Genomic DNA, 13,601 nt, shown 5'->3' on the forward strand with positions numbered 1-13,601 from the left:
AGAATACGAATGAAACGGAACTTATTTTTTTGCGCACTCTTTTTACTAACCGCCATCCTTTCCTGCAAAAAGGAGAAGGATTACCAACCGGCATTAATTGCCATGTATAGCGCAACCGTAACCGGTCCAAAAGCGGTATTCACCAACATGTCTGGATATTTTGATGCGTACCACTGGAATTTCGGGGATGGCGATACTTCGGAACTTGTAGCTCCTACGCACGTGTATAAAACGAAAGGGAAATACCTGGTTACCTTAACTGCACGCAGCAAAACAGGGTATACAGATACATTTACAGATACCGTTTGGGCGCAGGCGCCCACGATTACCATCGATGGAGATTTCAACGACTGGGATTATGTGGAGTATGCTTATCAGAATACATCCGGTACCAAATCAAATTTAACCGGGCTGAAAACGTTTTATTCGCCTGCCAGATTATTTTTTCTTGTGGAAGGAACTGCTGGTATGAAGCTCAATCCCTTTCACATATATATAGATGCGGACGGCTCCCCGGCAACAGGGTTTAACCCACTCCCATTTCCCTATACCGCCGGGATAGAATATATGATAGAAGGAGATCATAAAGATTGGCAGACCTTGATGAAGTATACAGGAATAAGAACGGAATGGTCCTGGCAGGAGCTCCCCCATAGCCCCGATTTTTTTGAAAATAAAGGCGGAATTGTGAATGTAAACGGTGTTTATAAAATTGAATTCTCCGTAAATAAAGCTGATTTCCCCACACTGGCAAAAGTGATAAAGGTTGGTGTTGAGGATATGCCGAACTGGTCTGCCGCAGGTCCCATTCCGGAAAAAGGAGGATTGGCGCCCATGCAAACCCGGGATTAAAGAACTGCCGGAAGTAGTACAATCATAAGCTGTTTTATTTGCTCAGGATTTAAGCAGGCATTATGAAACGATCTGCTGTTGTATTATTTGTATTGATCAGGACGGTCAATAGTGCCTGTATGAAACAAAAAACGCAGCTTGCAGCTGGTAACGGCGGCACAGACCCGGTTTGCCGTTATAAAAAGCAGGTAATCAGCACAGTTGCAGAGCCAATCTGGTCATTTGCTAATTCGGGGAAGGGAACCAATGCAGGAACCGGGAATGGTTTTCTGATCGTGAATCATAATCAGCATTCAGGAAATTGTTGTGTAAGTTAATGAGTAGTAGCAGCATTGTCAGGCAGGTGATCAGATCATCGCGGCCCATTACGAATTATGCGGTCACAGCTTACCTGAAAATAATGAATGACACAGACGGGGTATAACATCCTTGCGATTCCCGGAATTTCAAAGAAGCGTATCTCATAGAAGTTCGTGAGATTCTTAAACGGGTAAATTAGCCCTTATACCGGATCAACCTGATCCGGTATAAGGGAATCTCGCTCTATCAATAACAAACGGCAATTCCTTATAGGATTGCCGTTTAATTTTTTGTTAGCTTTCCCCAGCCGGGGGAAAATTTGTACTGCGTACGGGAGGAATAGCGAACGCGCTTGTGGAAGATTTCCTGAAATTTTGCAAAATACCCGATTGTCAGGATGACACTGAAGGAATCTATTCGTAATTTTCCGGTTAATTGTTAAACGCTTAATGATCTGGCTATGGAAACGACAACTTTTTCACGTCAACAACTTTATGATCTGGTTTGGTCAGAATCATTGCTGGCACTTTCAAAAAAATACGATATTTCTGACATAGGACTTCTTAAAGTTTGTAAACACAGGAATATTCCTCTGCCAGGGATGGAACATTGGAATAAAGTGCAAACGCCGGTGAAATATGCTCTTTTTTTACGCATTGCTGTGCCGCCTGCCCCTGCTTGCTGGCGGTAGCCGCTTTGTTTTTTGCTCGCATCAGAGAATTTAAATTAGAAACCAAATGTTAAGATACTTAAGCCTCATTTCAATAACGCTGTTATCCTGCCCAAGCCCCCGGGATAAGGCATCCCACCCGGCAAAAGCAACCGATAGCGCCGATAAAATTGCCCCGGATATTTCCTGTGGGCAGATCTTATCAAATTTGGTCAGATCGGGCAATGCTGTTGCGTTTAAACATTTTGAGCGTTCGATTGTCAAAGCTAAAATTGATTATATAACCACTGATAAGGCAAGGATTAAGCTGTTTGTGCCGGATATTTCGGATAGGCCGGGAAAGGAACAAACCGTAGGCTGGCTGGAGTTTTATAAGCAAACCGGCAAGCTGATGGACATCACCGGTGATCCTGGCAGACCGCTGGAATTGCAGTATGACAAAACGATCCTTCACGGGCATGATCTTTTCAGGTTATGCAATTCCGGAACTGCAGTAGCTAAGCCCGGTACGGGTTATGAACCAGGGGACGTCATACTGGAAAAAGATATAAGGTTCAACGGTAAGGTCCAGCGTTTTTTTTCGCTTGCTGAATTTGAACAGTTTTTTGGCAAGCCGGACAGCATAAAACTGCTGGCAGATGAAGCGCCCTGTATAACCATCTTTGATACGGGAGCCCCGGACGATAAATATCTGTATAAAAACGGTTCGCGTTTTGAAACCAGTGGTAATAATGTAGCAGTGGATGAGTATTGGTTTTTAAACGGAAATTTTATCACATACAAAGGGATCAGAATAGACGCCGGCACGACAATGGATGATATGCAACGCTTGTTTCCGACTGCCGTAAAGAGAAGGCTGGGGCTGGACAAAGAAGGAAAACAGTGGGTCATTAAGTTAAGGGAAGATGAAAAAGGAGTTTCCGACGGACATATCAAGCTGTTTTTTAGCAATAATAAGGTCTGTTTTATGCACTGGTGGTTTTCTTGTTGAATTTAATTGGTCAATAAATGAAAAGAGTAACTGTCCTTTTTTTGATTTCGGGCTTTTTTCTGTTGTCCTGCGGTGGCAGAATGCAAAATGAAACCACAGCAGCGCCACCAAAAACTGAACCCGCTACCAAAGATACCCTTCGTTCAGACACAGGGGAAGCCGTTTCTATTGCCGAAACCCGTTTGCCGGGATCCCTTCCCCAGCGCAATTTCCCGATAAAGGACAGCACAAGCTTCGATAATTTTGAGCAAACAGGGATTGCTGACAACGGTTTTCTGAAACGGATAAAATTTAATCCCGGACATTTAGACGCAAGAAATTTCAGGCTGAACTATACAGTTCCTTTTTCTGAAAACTTTTCATCAGTGGTGGTCACCTATCAGAGCGGCGAACATGAGCTGTTTACCACGTTGATTACCCTGAGTAAAGAAGATACAATAATCGACAGGCTGGAAATCGCTTACGATGAGATAGCGGAATCTGCGTTCGGAAAATCAAGCAGCATAGAAAAAGACAAGATAACGGTAACGGACTGGAACTGGATGAGCGAGGAAAAACCTGTTTCTGAGAGTAAAACTTACGTTTTGCAACAGGATGGAAAGTTTAAGATCCTGCCATCCGCAGGAAATAAATAGAAATGAAAAGATGACATACTGGAAGATCATTTTATTTAGCTTTTTTATCGGTTTCCTCTCGGTGGTGGCAGGGCTGTTGGTACTTCACACCCAGCAGTCGCAGGCTGTACGGCATCACCCCGCTAACGACATGGTGGGCCTGGCGTATGGGCTGGCCATAGGGTTTAATATCGTGCTGGCCCTTTGTTCGCTGCCTGTTCTGGCACTGAAAAGAAGGAAAGCACCAAAACTGTGGCCGTCCGTAGCCTTGCTGTTCGGTTTGCCGCTGATATTTACCATATATGTTACCTGGGCAATGGATATCTATGCCTTGCTTTACTGCCTGCCCTATTTATGTTCGGTAGCGGTTCTGGTCAGTCTTCGCATTGCACGAAGGGGAAACATACGTTTCCGGGAGCTAAAAACTGGTGATCCGGCAGGGGAACTTGAAATCGGAGCTCACGAAATCACCAGCGGAAATTATCTTCGGCTCCACGTCTGTTCCGGTATTAACTCCTGCGGTTCTATCGACTTCATCGGGGAAAAGATAAACTTCAATATCGTTGACGGATCTTTCTTTAAAGGAATGGAAGCTATTAGGAATGTCGGACTGGCATATAGGGAAGGAAAATTAATTTTTACGTTCAGGAACAGGAAAAATCTGGAGTTCCGCTGTGCGATAGAAGCATTTGAAGCAGTCCACACACATGTTGGGATCTATAAAAACAATATTAAATATTCATAAAATATGGAAGTGACAATCAGCAGGTTTTGGAGCATTAATGACGATGACGGTATATCAAGAGCCGCTGTTCTACTCAAAAGGTCCCGGGTGGATGCACAGGTATCCCGTTACATTTTTGATTACATATGGACGCATATACTGGCCCAAAAAAAGCTAATGCAGAAAGGGAACTATGCGTTTACACTATTTTTTGATGTGATCCGTAAGACGCATAGGTTTTTTTATGACTCTATATACAATACGGATACGGTAAAATTTCATCCGGCCGGCAGGAACAGAAAATACAATGGGGTGAGGACTACGGAAGTTTCTATTTCCTGTAATTGCAATCTTTTCGATGAGCTGATTACTCCCGGGGTATATGCCGGTTTAGTGTACGATATGTTCAGAGAGGTATATATTGCACAGTATGGATTTTAGCAACTCCGGTTTCTAAGAATGAGATTGATAAACAAGGGCTGTAGTGCTTCTGTTATTTCATCCAGCAAAAGAAAAACGGTAGATTTCAGAAAGTTGTAGAACTCAATGGGGTCGTTGAAAGAAAACCCACAAATGGTCCTGTGTCGTCTAAAGGAATTCTGGGCGGATGACAATACGTTTTATTTGGGATTAGTGACGCAATATAATGAAGCTGGCAATGAGTATGATTAATACAAGATGAATGGAACTGATAAGGACTGAGTTTCAAAAAGTACCCATTCGGAAAATGATCGATGTGCTTTTTTATTTATATCTGATTAAAAAGAATTAATTTAGATGAGGCGGTAACAATTAGAATAAACTATGAAAGAGCTATTTCCTCTCATTTTTGCATTTTTATTGATCATATCCCTTCATTCTTGTTCTCTTGCTACAAAAGAAGATCAGCACCCCGGCGTTTCTACGTTGGAAGAATTGATTGGTGCGAATATAGTGATACAGGTAGAAGCATTGGATTCGACAGTTATGCATACGATTAAAATGCTGAGTGATTCGCTTTATTATTCGAAAAGACAGCTTCTTTTTTTTCAGGACCCAAAGAATAAAGACGCCCAAAAGAATGCAACCGGTTACAGTATTGGAAATGAACTCCGGCTGAAAAACGTCTATGGCAGCAAAACATATGTGGTCGATACGGTCAATTCGGACTCAACTATTTTAATGGATAAAAACCGGAATATAATCATAGGCGATTTTCTATATGCTGCACCTGACTATGCTGTTAAGCAGAAAATGGATAGTGCAACATCAAAAAACGGATTCACCAACATTGGGGAACTGGCAATGGAACTAAAAAATGAGCTGCCCGAATTTGACCAAAGTATTGTTTATAAATGGACGAACGGACGACTGCCCGGTTTTAATAAGATCTATTACTATGAACTGAATGGGCAAAGGTTCAAAAGCTTAGGCAGTGAATGTTACCGGATCAATAGCGACCCAAAATATTTTTACAATGCCCGGTTTGGAATATTGAAAATGAAGTAGTATTTTAAAAGAGATACTGGCGGCGCTGGAATACGGAGACGCGTTAGATCTGTAAATATATCAAACGCGTTATCGGGATGTCAGGTTTGTTGAATTGTAAGGAGTCAGATTTAGAAGGATATTTTTATGGTATTTGATAGTGAAAAGAAATTAAAGGTAAAAAGGGCAACTGTTGTATTTGACCCATCAATCAAAGAGTTTAGTGTGATTTTAGGAGAACGCTTCTTGTTTAGTACTGATACCCGGAAATTTGAATGGGATAGGAATCCTTACGATGCCCCTGAGGGGGTGCCCTTTTTCAGAAATGACAACTAAATCAATTTCAATTCCTGGATGAAATTATGGTATGTGTCACTTCCGAAGAAACAATAAACAGGTCTGCTTTATTACCAGATGCAGCCATTGAATTTCTGAAGTGTGTTTTAGAGTTGGGCTTACGGAACAACACGAAAATATGACAAGAGAAGAATGAATAGGAATTGCAAAAAAATAATCAATTTAGATACGGAGAGCGAAAAAGAGGCGCTCTTAGCACTTTTGGGTAAACACGCCAGGCCCAAATTTTGTAGATTGTTTTTTTGAAAGTTCGCGGGCAGATTTGACTTCCGAAGAGATCGATATGCAATAACAAAAAACTGAATATATATGAACTATTTCCTGACGATTAAACACAAATCTAATTATCCGTTAAAATACGGTCTTCAAAATAAAGTAAATGGCTCCTGGCTGGGTGTGGGACGTTTTGTTAAGGAGAACACCGATTCAGTTTTGATTTATGAAGATGCAGCGAACAGTAAGGTGTCGTACGAAGATCTGATCCGGCAGGATGTTATTGAAACAGTTGGAGGCGGACTATTGATCAGTGAACGATTTAAAGATTTGATAACGGCCCATTTTAAATCGGATGTGCAGATGCTAAGTACAGCTTTTACTTATCAGGGCATACTGAATAGCAGCTACGTAGCATTAAATGTTTTTAATAAGGTGGAATGCTATGATCTGGACAAATCAGCCTATACAAAACATCCGGTTGATAATTCGTTGAAATTTACCCAAACTGTTTTGCAGACAACTCCTTTGGAAGAGTATGGATTTGAGTATAATGTGGTGCGTTCACAGGAGGATAATAAAATAGTCGTTTCTGAATTGTTTAAAAGTCTGGTTGAAGCTGCTAAAATAAACGGTGTTGGGTTCAAGAAATAAGATCGAAAATCAAATATCGAACCCATGCGGGCTAAAATTTATGTAGGAATTGTACTGATACTTTTCGCCTGTAACGGCAGTAATTCGCAGAACAGCGCTAAGCAAGCTGCAACAGCCTGTACCTGTGAAATGGGCATAGAAACAGATAGCGTTATATTTGTCGGCAATGTCCGGCTAAAGGGGGAAGGAGGCAGAAAGGGGCTGCTGTTTAACTGTGCTGCTATAGAAACGGGAGTAGCCTCTATCAACGATGAAAACGGGCTGAACGAACGGGAGACGTTTATCTATAATATCAGGTGTGTGTCTGATTTGGAGCAAGGCCTGGAATTGTCCGAAGATTTCAAATATTTTGTAAAAGAGATGCAAACACAGCAGGATTTCTTTAAGGCCATAGGAGAGGATCAAAAACTTTTTTTTGAGGTTACGGTAGAAGGAAAGAAGATTAAATCGATCCGGAAATTGGATATGGCTGAATAACATACTGTGGATATTCCATCCTGACAAACCGACTGCGAGGAATATATTGAAGACAAACTACAGGCGGACACGAGCAAGATGCTCGCACCAGCGATGGTTATCGGTCAGGCTGCGAAGGACCCTGCAGAAATAACATTTGATAAATATTTGTAACTTACAACTGGCAGATAAAAAAGTTAAATATGACGATTAGAGAAGCTCAAATTGACGACATAAAACAAATGCAAATAGTAAGAAATTCTGTTACAGAAAACACTTTATCAAATCCTGACCTGGTAACGGACGATGATTGCGAAGCGTTTATCACAGTAAGAGGAAAAGGCTGGGTTTGTGAAATCGACAAACAAATTGTGGGTTTTGCAATTGCTGACTTGAAAGAAAATAACATTTGGGCATTGTTTTTAGACCCAAAATTTGAGAAAAAAGGCATTGGACAACTATTACACAAAACTATGTTAGACTGGTATTTTGCACAGACAAAAGAAAAAGTTTGGTTAGGAACCGCTTTTAATACAAGAGCAGAACGGTTTTATAGAAAAGCAGGTTGGACAGAAGTTGGAACGAACGGAACAAAAGAAATCAAATTTGAAATGACATATAATGACTGGACAACAAGCTCAAACAGCTAACAGGCAGTTTGGCAAAATACAGGTTTAATGCAAAACTGAACATTGGTGCTTCGATTTCCGCGAAGTGCGCCAGGCCTCGAAACGCGAACTAAACAGGAAAAATGCTGATGCAAGTATTAACGATATGATACTGATTGATGACAAAATGCGCGCCGATATCATTAACATAAGAAGAGGTGGAAATGCGGGCAGTAGCTTTTATTATCTTTTCACATTGAGTAAGGTGGATACGGTAATATTACTAAAATGGATCAAAGAGGATCATCAGGAGATGGACTTCTTAATACATCCGGTCCCCGGACAACGGTCTCCTGCTCTACATTCCAAAGAATTGACAGCAAAAATTATCGATAAAATGGAAGGCGATGGCGATTTTTATGATACACTCAGGGAAAATAATTTGTTATGAGCATGATAGAGGACAGTAGGATCTCATCAACGTTGTTTTGTAAGGATATCCGGAACAAGGAGTTCAAAAAGGCATTTGAAAAAATATTTGAGATGAAAATTGAAGATTTTCTGGCCGGTTATGAATATGATGAGCTTGATGAATTTCCTGTGGAAATGGAGAGCAGGGGCATTATGATCGGTTTTATTGCAGAGACCAATAAGACGCCACCTCAAATAGCATATATTGATGTGGATGTTCATCATTACCCTCAGCATATCGGTTGTCTCGTTAAAACGCTTCCGGAAGATACGAGCTTTGTAAATTCAGCATCTTTGCAAGAATATCTGGCACCTTGCGAAAATCTCCGGGTTTATCATTTTCTTTATAACAGAGAGCAGACAGATAGAATCATATTTCAATCAGAAGGTCTGCGATATGAACTCTCAATAAATGAAGCATCTGCTATTTCAAGGGTAAGAGTCTGTCTGGCTGAAATTGAATCCGATATCAATATGAGGATGTACTATCTTTTTGGCTGAAGGTTTAAATAAACAGCGCTATGGCAAGCTGACGCCGGTATCGTCCGGGTATTTTTATATCAATAAAACTAAAGCAATGAAACAGCTAAGCTTAATACTTTTCCTTTTAACAACGGGGGTTTCATCTGCCCAAACAAATGCTGTTCCTAAAGAAATTCAAACCACTTTTGCCGGCATATGGGAAGTAAAAGAAAAATATGGAACGAATACGGTTTCCATCCGGTTTGAACCCGGGAAAAATTACGCTGTGGTCAAAGACATTGGTAATGGCATGGCTCCTCCACGCACTTTTCAGGCAACTTTAAAAGGAAAAACATTCGTTATCCCCGCACAGAAAGAAAAGAACGATTATATCGAACTGGAAGTGATAAGAGGTAAGCTGCACCTGAGATCAAAACCGGTAAATTGGAACGGACAGGGAGACTTAGGTGATGATAATGCCAATAAGTTTAAAGTCAAAATTTTTACCCGGATGCTGCTTCATTAATCTGAAGTCAGGCAATGCAGTATTGACTCCTGTAAGGTTTCCTGCTCAATGTATAGTACTGCCTGCAGAAGGATTATCGAACGCTGTTGTTGAAGATTTTTTGAAATACAACGAGTTGCCCCACTGCCTATATCGTAAAACAAAAAGTGATTGAAGGCAAAAGGTTTATATTACTTCTTATCAGTAATATAAACCTCTGTCAGGCCATCTGTCGATTTAAAGCGGATATTGTACCCGGTTTGCTCCGATAATTTTAGTGGCGGCAACGTTTCGGTTTCGAAGCGGGTACTTTCCAGCTGCTCTTTGGCTTTGAAGCTTTTGCTCATTCCGGTACTTTTAGCCAGGTAAAAATCATCATCTGTTACTTTTTTGATTATAAACCAGCCGTACCCGATTTCGGATCCGATTGGTGTACCCTTTTCTTTATACTTTTCATAATGACCGAAATAAATAGCTCCAACTGCAGGTGCTTTTGCCATAGCAACAGCTTGAACAGGTTTTGGAAATGGCGGTTTTGCTGAATTGTAAATAATAAAACCAAAAAACGCAGCCACCAGCAGGGAAAGTATCCATCCTAAAACAGTCAGCTTGAAAACAAACGGTGGCTTTGGTACTTCGTTATACCGGCTTTGATAAAAAGCTTTCATTTCAGGCGTCCACAGGCGCCTGGGCACTTTGTTGTTAGTGGTTACATCCCAAAAATCGCCGGCAGCTTTCCGGGAATGTACCGTACATATCGCCATACGCATGCGAGTACGTACAAACGAAAGGGTCATGCGCTGTTCGGGTGTTTGAGGGTTTTGCAGATGACCGGCTGAAAATTGCGATACCTCGTATCGCTGGACAAGAAAAAACATTGGCGTATGAATTTATAAATGTTAGGTGTTTAAATATTGCTGATATTCTTCGGAATGTCGTGGTTTACTTTTGTCCTGATTGACAGGTAACGTAAATGGTATGCTGTGATCTTTTATCATTTCTAAATGATGCCTGTTTTAAATAAAAAATAGCCACACCCGATCAACAGCATTGGCAAACCCATGGCCCATAAAATATTACTACCTGAATACATGCCCCAGTAAGAAAGGATGCGTATGTCTTTTGCATTTTGAGGATGATATACCAGGGTTACTTTTTCGCCGATATTATATGCAGGTGGGCTAGCACCTGTGTTGGGTGTATATGTTTTTATTTCACCGTTAGTGCTGTATTCCATTAAAGGGGCATACATAATTACACCCTTATCATCCCGGGAAGGAATATTTTCTACTACCGTTGCCTCTGTTTTAGTCCCTGATAAAATAAGTCTGCGTGAGCTTCTGAAAGATAAAATGCCCAGTGCTATAAGTATAGCGCCTATAATGAATAAAGTTGCATGTATTGCGGTTGCCATTTTCATTTTTTTGATGATCTGGTAAGAACCAGGATTTGCAGGTAATTGGTTGTATCGCCATCGTAGTTAGTTGCACCCAGGTTAAACCACATTTCTTTTTTTGTAAGCTGGTACACATTGAATATATCGGGTCGGGTTCCCCCGGTTATATTACTTAATGTTAATTGCTGAGCCTGTTCATCGAAGGTATAAGTGCCTGCGCGGTGATTCCGTACAACACAACCGGCAGCAGAGGATTTGTAACTGGTAAAGCTATAATCGCTGCCCGTGTCAAAGGTCCAGTTGTTATTGGCATCACAGGTTTTTATCGTATCGGAGGATAAAACGGTTTTGCCGGGCGTGTATAATACCAAAACTCTTGATTGTTTCCATGTGCCTAACAGAAGTTCTTTTCCCGTAGGCGGATCCGTTTTGTCTTTGGAGCAGGATATGGATAATATGGTTAAGCCTAAGGCCAATAATAATGTGTATTTCATTTTTGCTGTTCTTTTTTTAAGAAATTATATTTTTTCGGATGTATACTTTTCTATTGCATTCATTATTTCTTCTTTAGCGGCGGATACTTCCACGAGCGAAACCTTTAATGTTCCTTTCAAGGTTTTCAGGAAGCTATCGCGTACAAAAAAATTCTTCATTCTTGCAGCATATTTTCCAGGATTGTGAACGGCCATTTCCAGCATCCCGTCATAAACATTTATCGAGGCTATATCATGCCAGTCGATCAGCCCTGCGGATTTTATAACCGGGGTAGTAAACCCTGCAATGCCTTTTTCGTTAATACTGATCGCTACTTCGTTCTCTGCTTCAGGTGCTGTCAGCAACCGGAAGAAAATAAGCAGGGATAGTATAGCAAGTACAATACCTCCATACGTTACTGCTGATACTATATGATTTGCAAAAAAGAAATAGTATACTGCTATAGCCGTACCCAACAGGGCTATCAGTAAAAATAGAACCGCCAGCCGGGTCTGTTTTTTTTTGCTATAATAAAAATTAATTTCGTTCATGATATGATGGATGTTTAAGTTGGAAAAAATCACCACCATTGGGCATCGGGTAGTGCGTAGAAAACAGTATCCGGCCGGGTTTGCCACGGCGCGCGATGAAAATGCCAGCATTCTTTTATCTTGTCCATATACCTGGCAATTTGGCGTTGTCCCCATTGATATCCGGTTTTGTATTCTTTTCCATTGTGGAATAGGGTTCCGAAAATCATGGGTGTGGAGTTCCCGGAAACACCGCCGGTAAATTGGATCGCTTTTTTTATGTGCAACTTTAGTCCTGCCGGAAACACCACAACTTTTGTATAATCGCCGTTTTTTTCGCGTTCTTCAAGGTACTGCCAGTCAGGATGAAGGCTGTCCAGCAGCAAATAGGGATAGCTTTTATCTCCGTTAAGCCGGGCTTTTTCCATAACTAACACAGTTTGCTTGTCCAGTGTTACGGTTTTGCCGATCCAATTGTTATATGGAGCGTATTTGCTGATATCAGTGGATTTTGTCTTGATGGTTGAGTAAAGAACAAAAGTCAATAAAACCAATCCGCCGATAACGATCAACATAACAAGGCCTATTATCTTTTTAGTTTTCATTTCGGATTTTTGCTGATCATCTTTTTCTTTTTCCAAATAAGTAGCGATAGTCATCATCTATTGCATATCCCAGCTCATCCTTTATTTGAAAACGAAGCCGGTCAGGGCTTTTTGTTCTGATTGTTTTGACGGTTTTTGCAATAGTGTCTATATAAAATGCAAACTGCCTGTCAACCGCGTAAAATGTATGATCCCACTCGTGGTAGTAAGCGCTGTTAATACATTGTTCCAAAATCCTGAAACTGCCCGCATCGGCTTCGGGGATTATTTTGTCTCGGAAATACACGTTTCTCCTGTCTTTTGCCATGTTACCTATACGTTCTCCGTATAATACTTCAAACGTGGCGGTATCCACGGCTGGTACTTCCTTAAAATAAGCAAAATATATCTTGTTGTTTACCTGCTGGTATAATCCTGACAAAGGTTTTACATCTTCAAAACGGTAGGGGAGCTTTTGATCGAAGATATAATCGGTACCGTTGGATGTTGCCATTCCTTTTTTGAAATCAAGGAGATGAAAATCCAGAGGGTGGGCATCTGCCAAAACACAAAACGGATTCATGTGGCTTTCCAGGTAGATATTATTTTTATCCCTGAAATAATGAAAATTAGAACCATTGCTTTCAATAATTTCAAAATCGGGAAAGTGGATGAGTGGATAAAATTTTCGATACACTTCTTTATTGAAATGTAAAATGATATGGTTATTCACAATTGCAAAGCCGTTTCCCAGATCTTTTCGGACCATTTTTTATGTTTTTACAGAAGGGTTCCCTGTACTTTAATGTTCATCCACGTCAATGTTAATGCAGATGCAGTTTGGGGAGAAGATCAGGTATTTGATGGATTTTCTTTATCTAAGAACGGGAATTGCGTGTCGAACATTCCGCCAATTACCGGCAGGGGCTTTTTCACGTTGTTGGCCGCATTAATGATACCGATGATCATTATAATTAAAAATAAAACGCCGGCGTAGCTCAAACTGCTTGCAAGCCAGGGTGAGGCCTTGGAGACGAAAAATAAGACAATATTAAACAAAATAGCAATAAGCCAGAGGCCCAAACCTTGTTTTAAATGATAGATGCAGAAATCAGTTCTTTGGGATTTTCCACCGAAATAGGCTGCCAGCCATAAAATACCAATATAGCTGAGAATGGATTGCGTTTTTGGAGTCATGATTTTTTATTTTTGTTTAAGGCAAATATGACACCCTGAAAACCAAAAACCTTTCCTGGAGTGCTGACAAATCGTC

Annotated in this window: 20 protein-coding genes; 13 read left to right on the plus strand and 7 right to left on the minus strand. The window is 40.8% G+C overall.

Annotation, left to right across the window (positions count from 1 at the left end):
- Positions 1-9 precede the first annotated feature (9 nt).
- The 13 genes from BLS44_RS14305 to BLS44_RS14370 all read left to right on the plus strand — a co-directional run bounded on the left by BLS44_RS14305 (position 10) and on the right by BLS44_RS14370 (position 9,365).
- Positions 10-852, plus strand: a complete 843-nt coding sequence (locus BLS44_RS14305) for a PKD domain-containing protein (protein WP_090390774.1) — start codon at positions 10-12, stop codon at positions 850-852.
- Between the two features lie 760 nt (positions 853-1,612).
- Positions 1,613-1,843 (plus strand): hypothetical protein, encoded by a 231-nt coding sequence (locus BLS44_RS26245; protein WP_143019774.1) that lies wholly within the window; start codon positions 1,613-1,615, stop codon positions 1,841-1,843.
- A gap of 46 nt (positions 1,844-1,889) precedes the next feature.
- A complete protein-coding gene (locus BLS44_RS14315; RefSeq protein ID WP_090390776.1) occupies positions 1,890-2,813 on the plus strand; it encodes a hypothetical protein in 924 nt (307 codons plus the stop codon).
- A gap of 17 nt (positions 2,814-2,830) precedes the next feature.
- On the plus strand, positions 2,831-3,448 hold the full coding sequence (locus BLS44_RS14320; RefSeq protein ID WP_090390777.1) for a hypothetical protein: 618 nt from the start codon (positions 2,831-2,833) through the stop codon (positions 3,446-3,448).
- Positions 3,449-3,458: 10 nt separating this feature from the next.
- Positions 3,459-4,172 carry a hypothetical protein gene (locus BLS44_RS14325; RefSeq protein WP_143019775.1) on the plus strand — a complete coding sequence of 238 codons (714 nt, stop codon included), beginning with the start codon at positions 3,459-3,461 and terminating at the stop codon, positions 4,170-4,172.
- Positions 4,173-4,175: 3 nt separating this feature from the next.
- A complete protein-coding gene (locus BLS44_RS14330; RefSeq protein WP_090390779.1) occupies positions 4,176-4,592 on the plus strand; it encodes a hypothetical protein in 417 nt (138 codons plus the stop codon).
- Between the two features lie 363 nt (positions 4,593-4,955).
- Positions 4,956-5,639 (plus strand): hypothetical protein, encoded by a 684-nt coding sequence (locus BLS44_RS14335; RefSeq protein WP_090390780.1) that lies wholly within the window; start codon positions 4,956-4,958, stop codon positions 5,637-5,639.
- 645 nt (positions 5,640-6,284) lie between these two features.
- Positions 6,285-6,842 (plus strand): imm11 family protein, encoded by a 558-nt coding sequence (locus BLS44_RS14345; protein WP_090390782.1) that lies wholly within the window; start codon positions 6,285-6,287, stop codon positions 6,840-6,842.
- Between the two features lie 24 nt (positions 6,843-6,866).
- Entirely contained in the window at positions 6,867-7,319 is a 453-nt protein-coding gene (locus tag BLS44_RS14350) for a hypothetical protein (protein WP_090390783.1), read from the plus strand.
- 182 nt (positions 7,320-7,501) lie between these two features.
- Entirely contained in the window at positions 7,502-7,948 is a 447-nt protein-coding gene (locus BLS44_RS14355) for a GNAT family N-acetyltransferase (protein WP_090390784.1), read from the plus strand.
- Positions 7,949-8,072: 124 nt separating this feature from the next.
- On the plus strand, positions 8,073-8,357 hold the full coding sequence (locus BLS44_RS14360) for a hypothetical protein (protein ID WP_176954425.1): 285 nt from the start codon (positions 8,073-8,075) through the stop codon (positions 8,355-8,357).
- Between the two features lie 92 nt (positions 8,358-8,449).
- Positions 8,450-8,878, plus strand: coding sequence for a hypothetical protein (locus BLS44_RS14365; protein ID WP_143019776.1), 429 nt, complete (start codon positions 8,450-8,452; stop codon positions 8,876-8,878).
- A gap of 76 nt (positions 8,879-8,954) precedes the next feature.
- Positions 8,955-9,365, plus strand: a complete 411-nt coding sequence (locus BLS44_RS14370) for a hypothetical protein (protein WP_143019777.1) — start codon at positions 8,955-8,957, stop codon at positions 9,363-9,365.
- A 170-nt stretch (positions 9,366-9,535) separates the two neighbouring features.
- Here the strand turns inward: BLS44_RS14370 and BLS44_RS14375 are convergent, their stop codons facing one another.
- The 7 genes from BLS44_RS14375 to BLS44_RS14405 all read right to left on the minus strand — a co-directional run bounded on the left by BLS44_RS14375 (position 9,536) and on the right by BLS44_RS14405 (position 13,525).
- Positions 9,536-10,222 (minus strand): hypothetical protein, encoded by a 687-nt coding sequence (locus BLS44_RS14375; RefSeq protein ID WP_143019778.1) that lies wholly within the window; start codon positions 10,220-10,222, stop codon positions 9,536-9,538.
- 122 nt (positions 10,223-10,344) lie between these two features.
- On the minus strand, positions 10,345-10,764 hold the full coding sequence (locus BLS44_RS14380; RefSeq protein ID WP_090390788.1) for a DUF3592 domain-containing protein: 420 nt from the start codon (positions 10,762-10,764) through the stop codon (positions 10,345-10,347).
- Entirely contained in the window at positions 10,761-11,234 is a 474-nt protein-coding gene (locus tag BLS44_RS14385) for a lipocalin family protein (protein ID WP_090390789.1), read from the minus strand. The genes BLS44_RS14380 and BLS44_RS14385 overlap by 4 nt, the downstream gene beginning before the upstream one ends.
- Positions 11,235-11,258: 24 nt before the next feature.
- On the minus strand, positions 11,259-11,765 hold the full coding sequence (locus BLS44_RS14390) for an STM3941 family protein (RefSeq protein WP_143019779.1): 507 nt from the start codon (positions 11,763-11,765) through the stop codon (positions 11,259-11,261).
- A 29-nt stretch (positions 11,766-11,794) separates the two neighbouring features.
- Positions 11,795-12,385, minus strand: a complete 591-nt coding sequence (locus tag BLS44_RS14395; RefSeq protein WP_143019780.1) for a hypothetical protein — start codon at positions 12,383-12,385, stop codon at positions 11,795-11,797.
- Positions 12,366-13,097, minus strand: coding sequence for a DKNYY domain-containing protein (locus BLS44_RS14400; RefSeq protein ID WP_090390792.1), 732 nt, complete (start codon positions 13,095-13,097; stop codon positions 12,366-12,368). The genes BLS44_RS14395 and BLS44_RS14400 overlap by 20 nt, the downstream gene beginning before the upstream one ends.
- A gap of 83 nt (positions 13,098-13,180) precedes the next feature.
- A complete protein-coding gene (locus tag BLS44_RS14405; protein WP_090390793.1) occupies positions 13,181-13,525 on the minus strand; it encodes a hypothetical protein in 345 nt (114 codons plus the stop codon).
- Between the last annotated feature and the right edge of the window lie 76 nt (positions 13,526-13,601).

Origin of the sequence: Niabella drilacis (genome assembly GCF_900101395.1) — a bacterium.
GTDB lineage: Bacteria > Bacteroidota > Bacteroidia > Chitinophagales > Chitinophagaceae > Niabella > Niabella drilacis.

Bases quoted from the DNA above. Each gene is read 5' to 3' on its own strand.
- BLS44_RS14390 (WP_143019779.1), bottom strand. From the start codon at position 11,765: ATGAACGAAATTAATTTTTATTATAGCAAAAAAAAACAGACCCGGCTG.
- BLS44_RS26245 (WP_143019774.1), top strand. From the start codon at position 1,613: ATGGAAACGACAACTTTTTCACGTCAACAACTTTATGATCTGGTTTGG.
- BLS44_RS14305 (WP_090390774.1), top strand. From the start codon at position 10: ATGAAACGGAACTTATTTTTTTGCGCACTCTTTTTACTAACCGCCATC.
- BLS44_RS14325 (WP_143019775.1), top strand. From the start codon at position 3,459: ATGACATACTGGAAGATCATTTTATTTAGCTTTTTTATCGGTTTCCTC.
- BLS44_RS14345 (WP_090390782.1), top strand. From the start codon at position 6,285: ATGAACTATTTCCTGACGATTAAACACAAATCTAATTATCCGTTAAAA.
- BLS44_RS14315 (WP_090390776.1), top strand. From the start codon at position 1,890: ATGTTAAGATACTTAAGCCTCATTTCAATAACGCTGTTATCCTGCCCA.
- BLS44_RS14385 (WP_090390789.1), bottom strand. From the start codon at position 11,234: ATGAAATACACATTATTATTGGCCTTAGGCTTAACCATATTATCCATA.
- BLS44_RS14370 (WP_143019777.1), top strand. From the start codon at position 8,955: ATGAAACAGCTAAGCTTAATACTTTTCCTTTTAACAACGGGGGTTTCA.
- BLS44_RS14405 (WP_090390793.1), bottom strand. From the start codon at position 13,525: ATGACTCCAAAAACGCAATCCATTCTCAGCTATATTGGTATTTTATGG.
- BLS44_RS14320 (WP_090390777.1), top strand. From the start codon at position 2,831: ATGAAAAGAGTAACTGTCCTTTTTTTGATTTCGGGCTTTTTTCTGTTG.
- BLS44_RS14365 (WP_143019776.1), top strand. From the start codon at position 8,450: ATGAAAATTGAAGATTTTCTGGCCGGTTATGAATATGATGAGCTTGAT.
- BLS44_RS14330 (WP_090390779.1), top strand. From the start codon at position 4,176: ATGGAAGTGACAATCAGCAGGTTTTGGAGCATTAATGACGATGACGGT.
- BLS44_RS14380 (WP_090390788.1), bottom strand. From the start codon at position 10,764: ATGAAAATGGCAACCGCAATACATGCAACTTTATTCATTATAGGCGCT.
- BLS44_RS14350 (WP_090390783.1), top strand. From the start codon at position 6,867: ATGCGGGCTAAAATTTATGTAGGAATTGTACTGATACTTTTCGCCTGT.
- BLS44_RS14400 (WP_090390792.1), bottom strand. From the start codon at position 13,097: ATGGTCCGAAAAGATCTGGGAAACGGCTTTGCAATTGTGAATAACCAT.
- BLS44_RS14355 (WP_090390784.1), top strand. From the start codon at position 7,502: ATGACGATTAGAGAAGCTCAAATTGACGACATAAAACAAATGCAAATA.
- BLS44_RS14360 (WP_176954425.1), top strand. From the start codon at position 8,073: ATGATACTGATTGATGACAAAATGCGCGCCGATATCATTAACATAAGA.
- BLS44_RS14375 (WP_143019778.1), bottom strand. From the start codon at position 10,222: ATGTTTTTTCTTGTCCAGCGATACGAGGTATCGCAATTTTCAGCCGGT.
- BLS44_RS14335 (WP_090390780.1), top strand. From the start codon at position 4,956: ATGAAAGAGCTATTTCCTCTCATTTTTGCATTTTTATTGATCATATCC.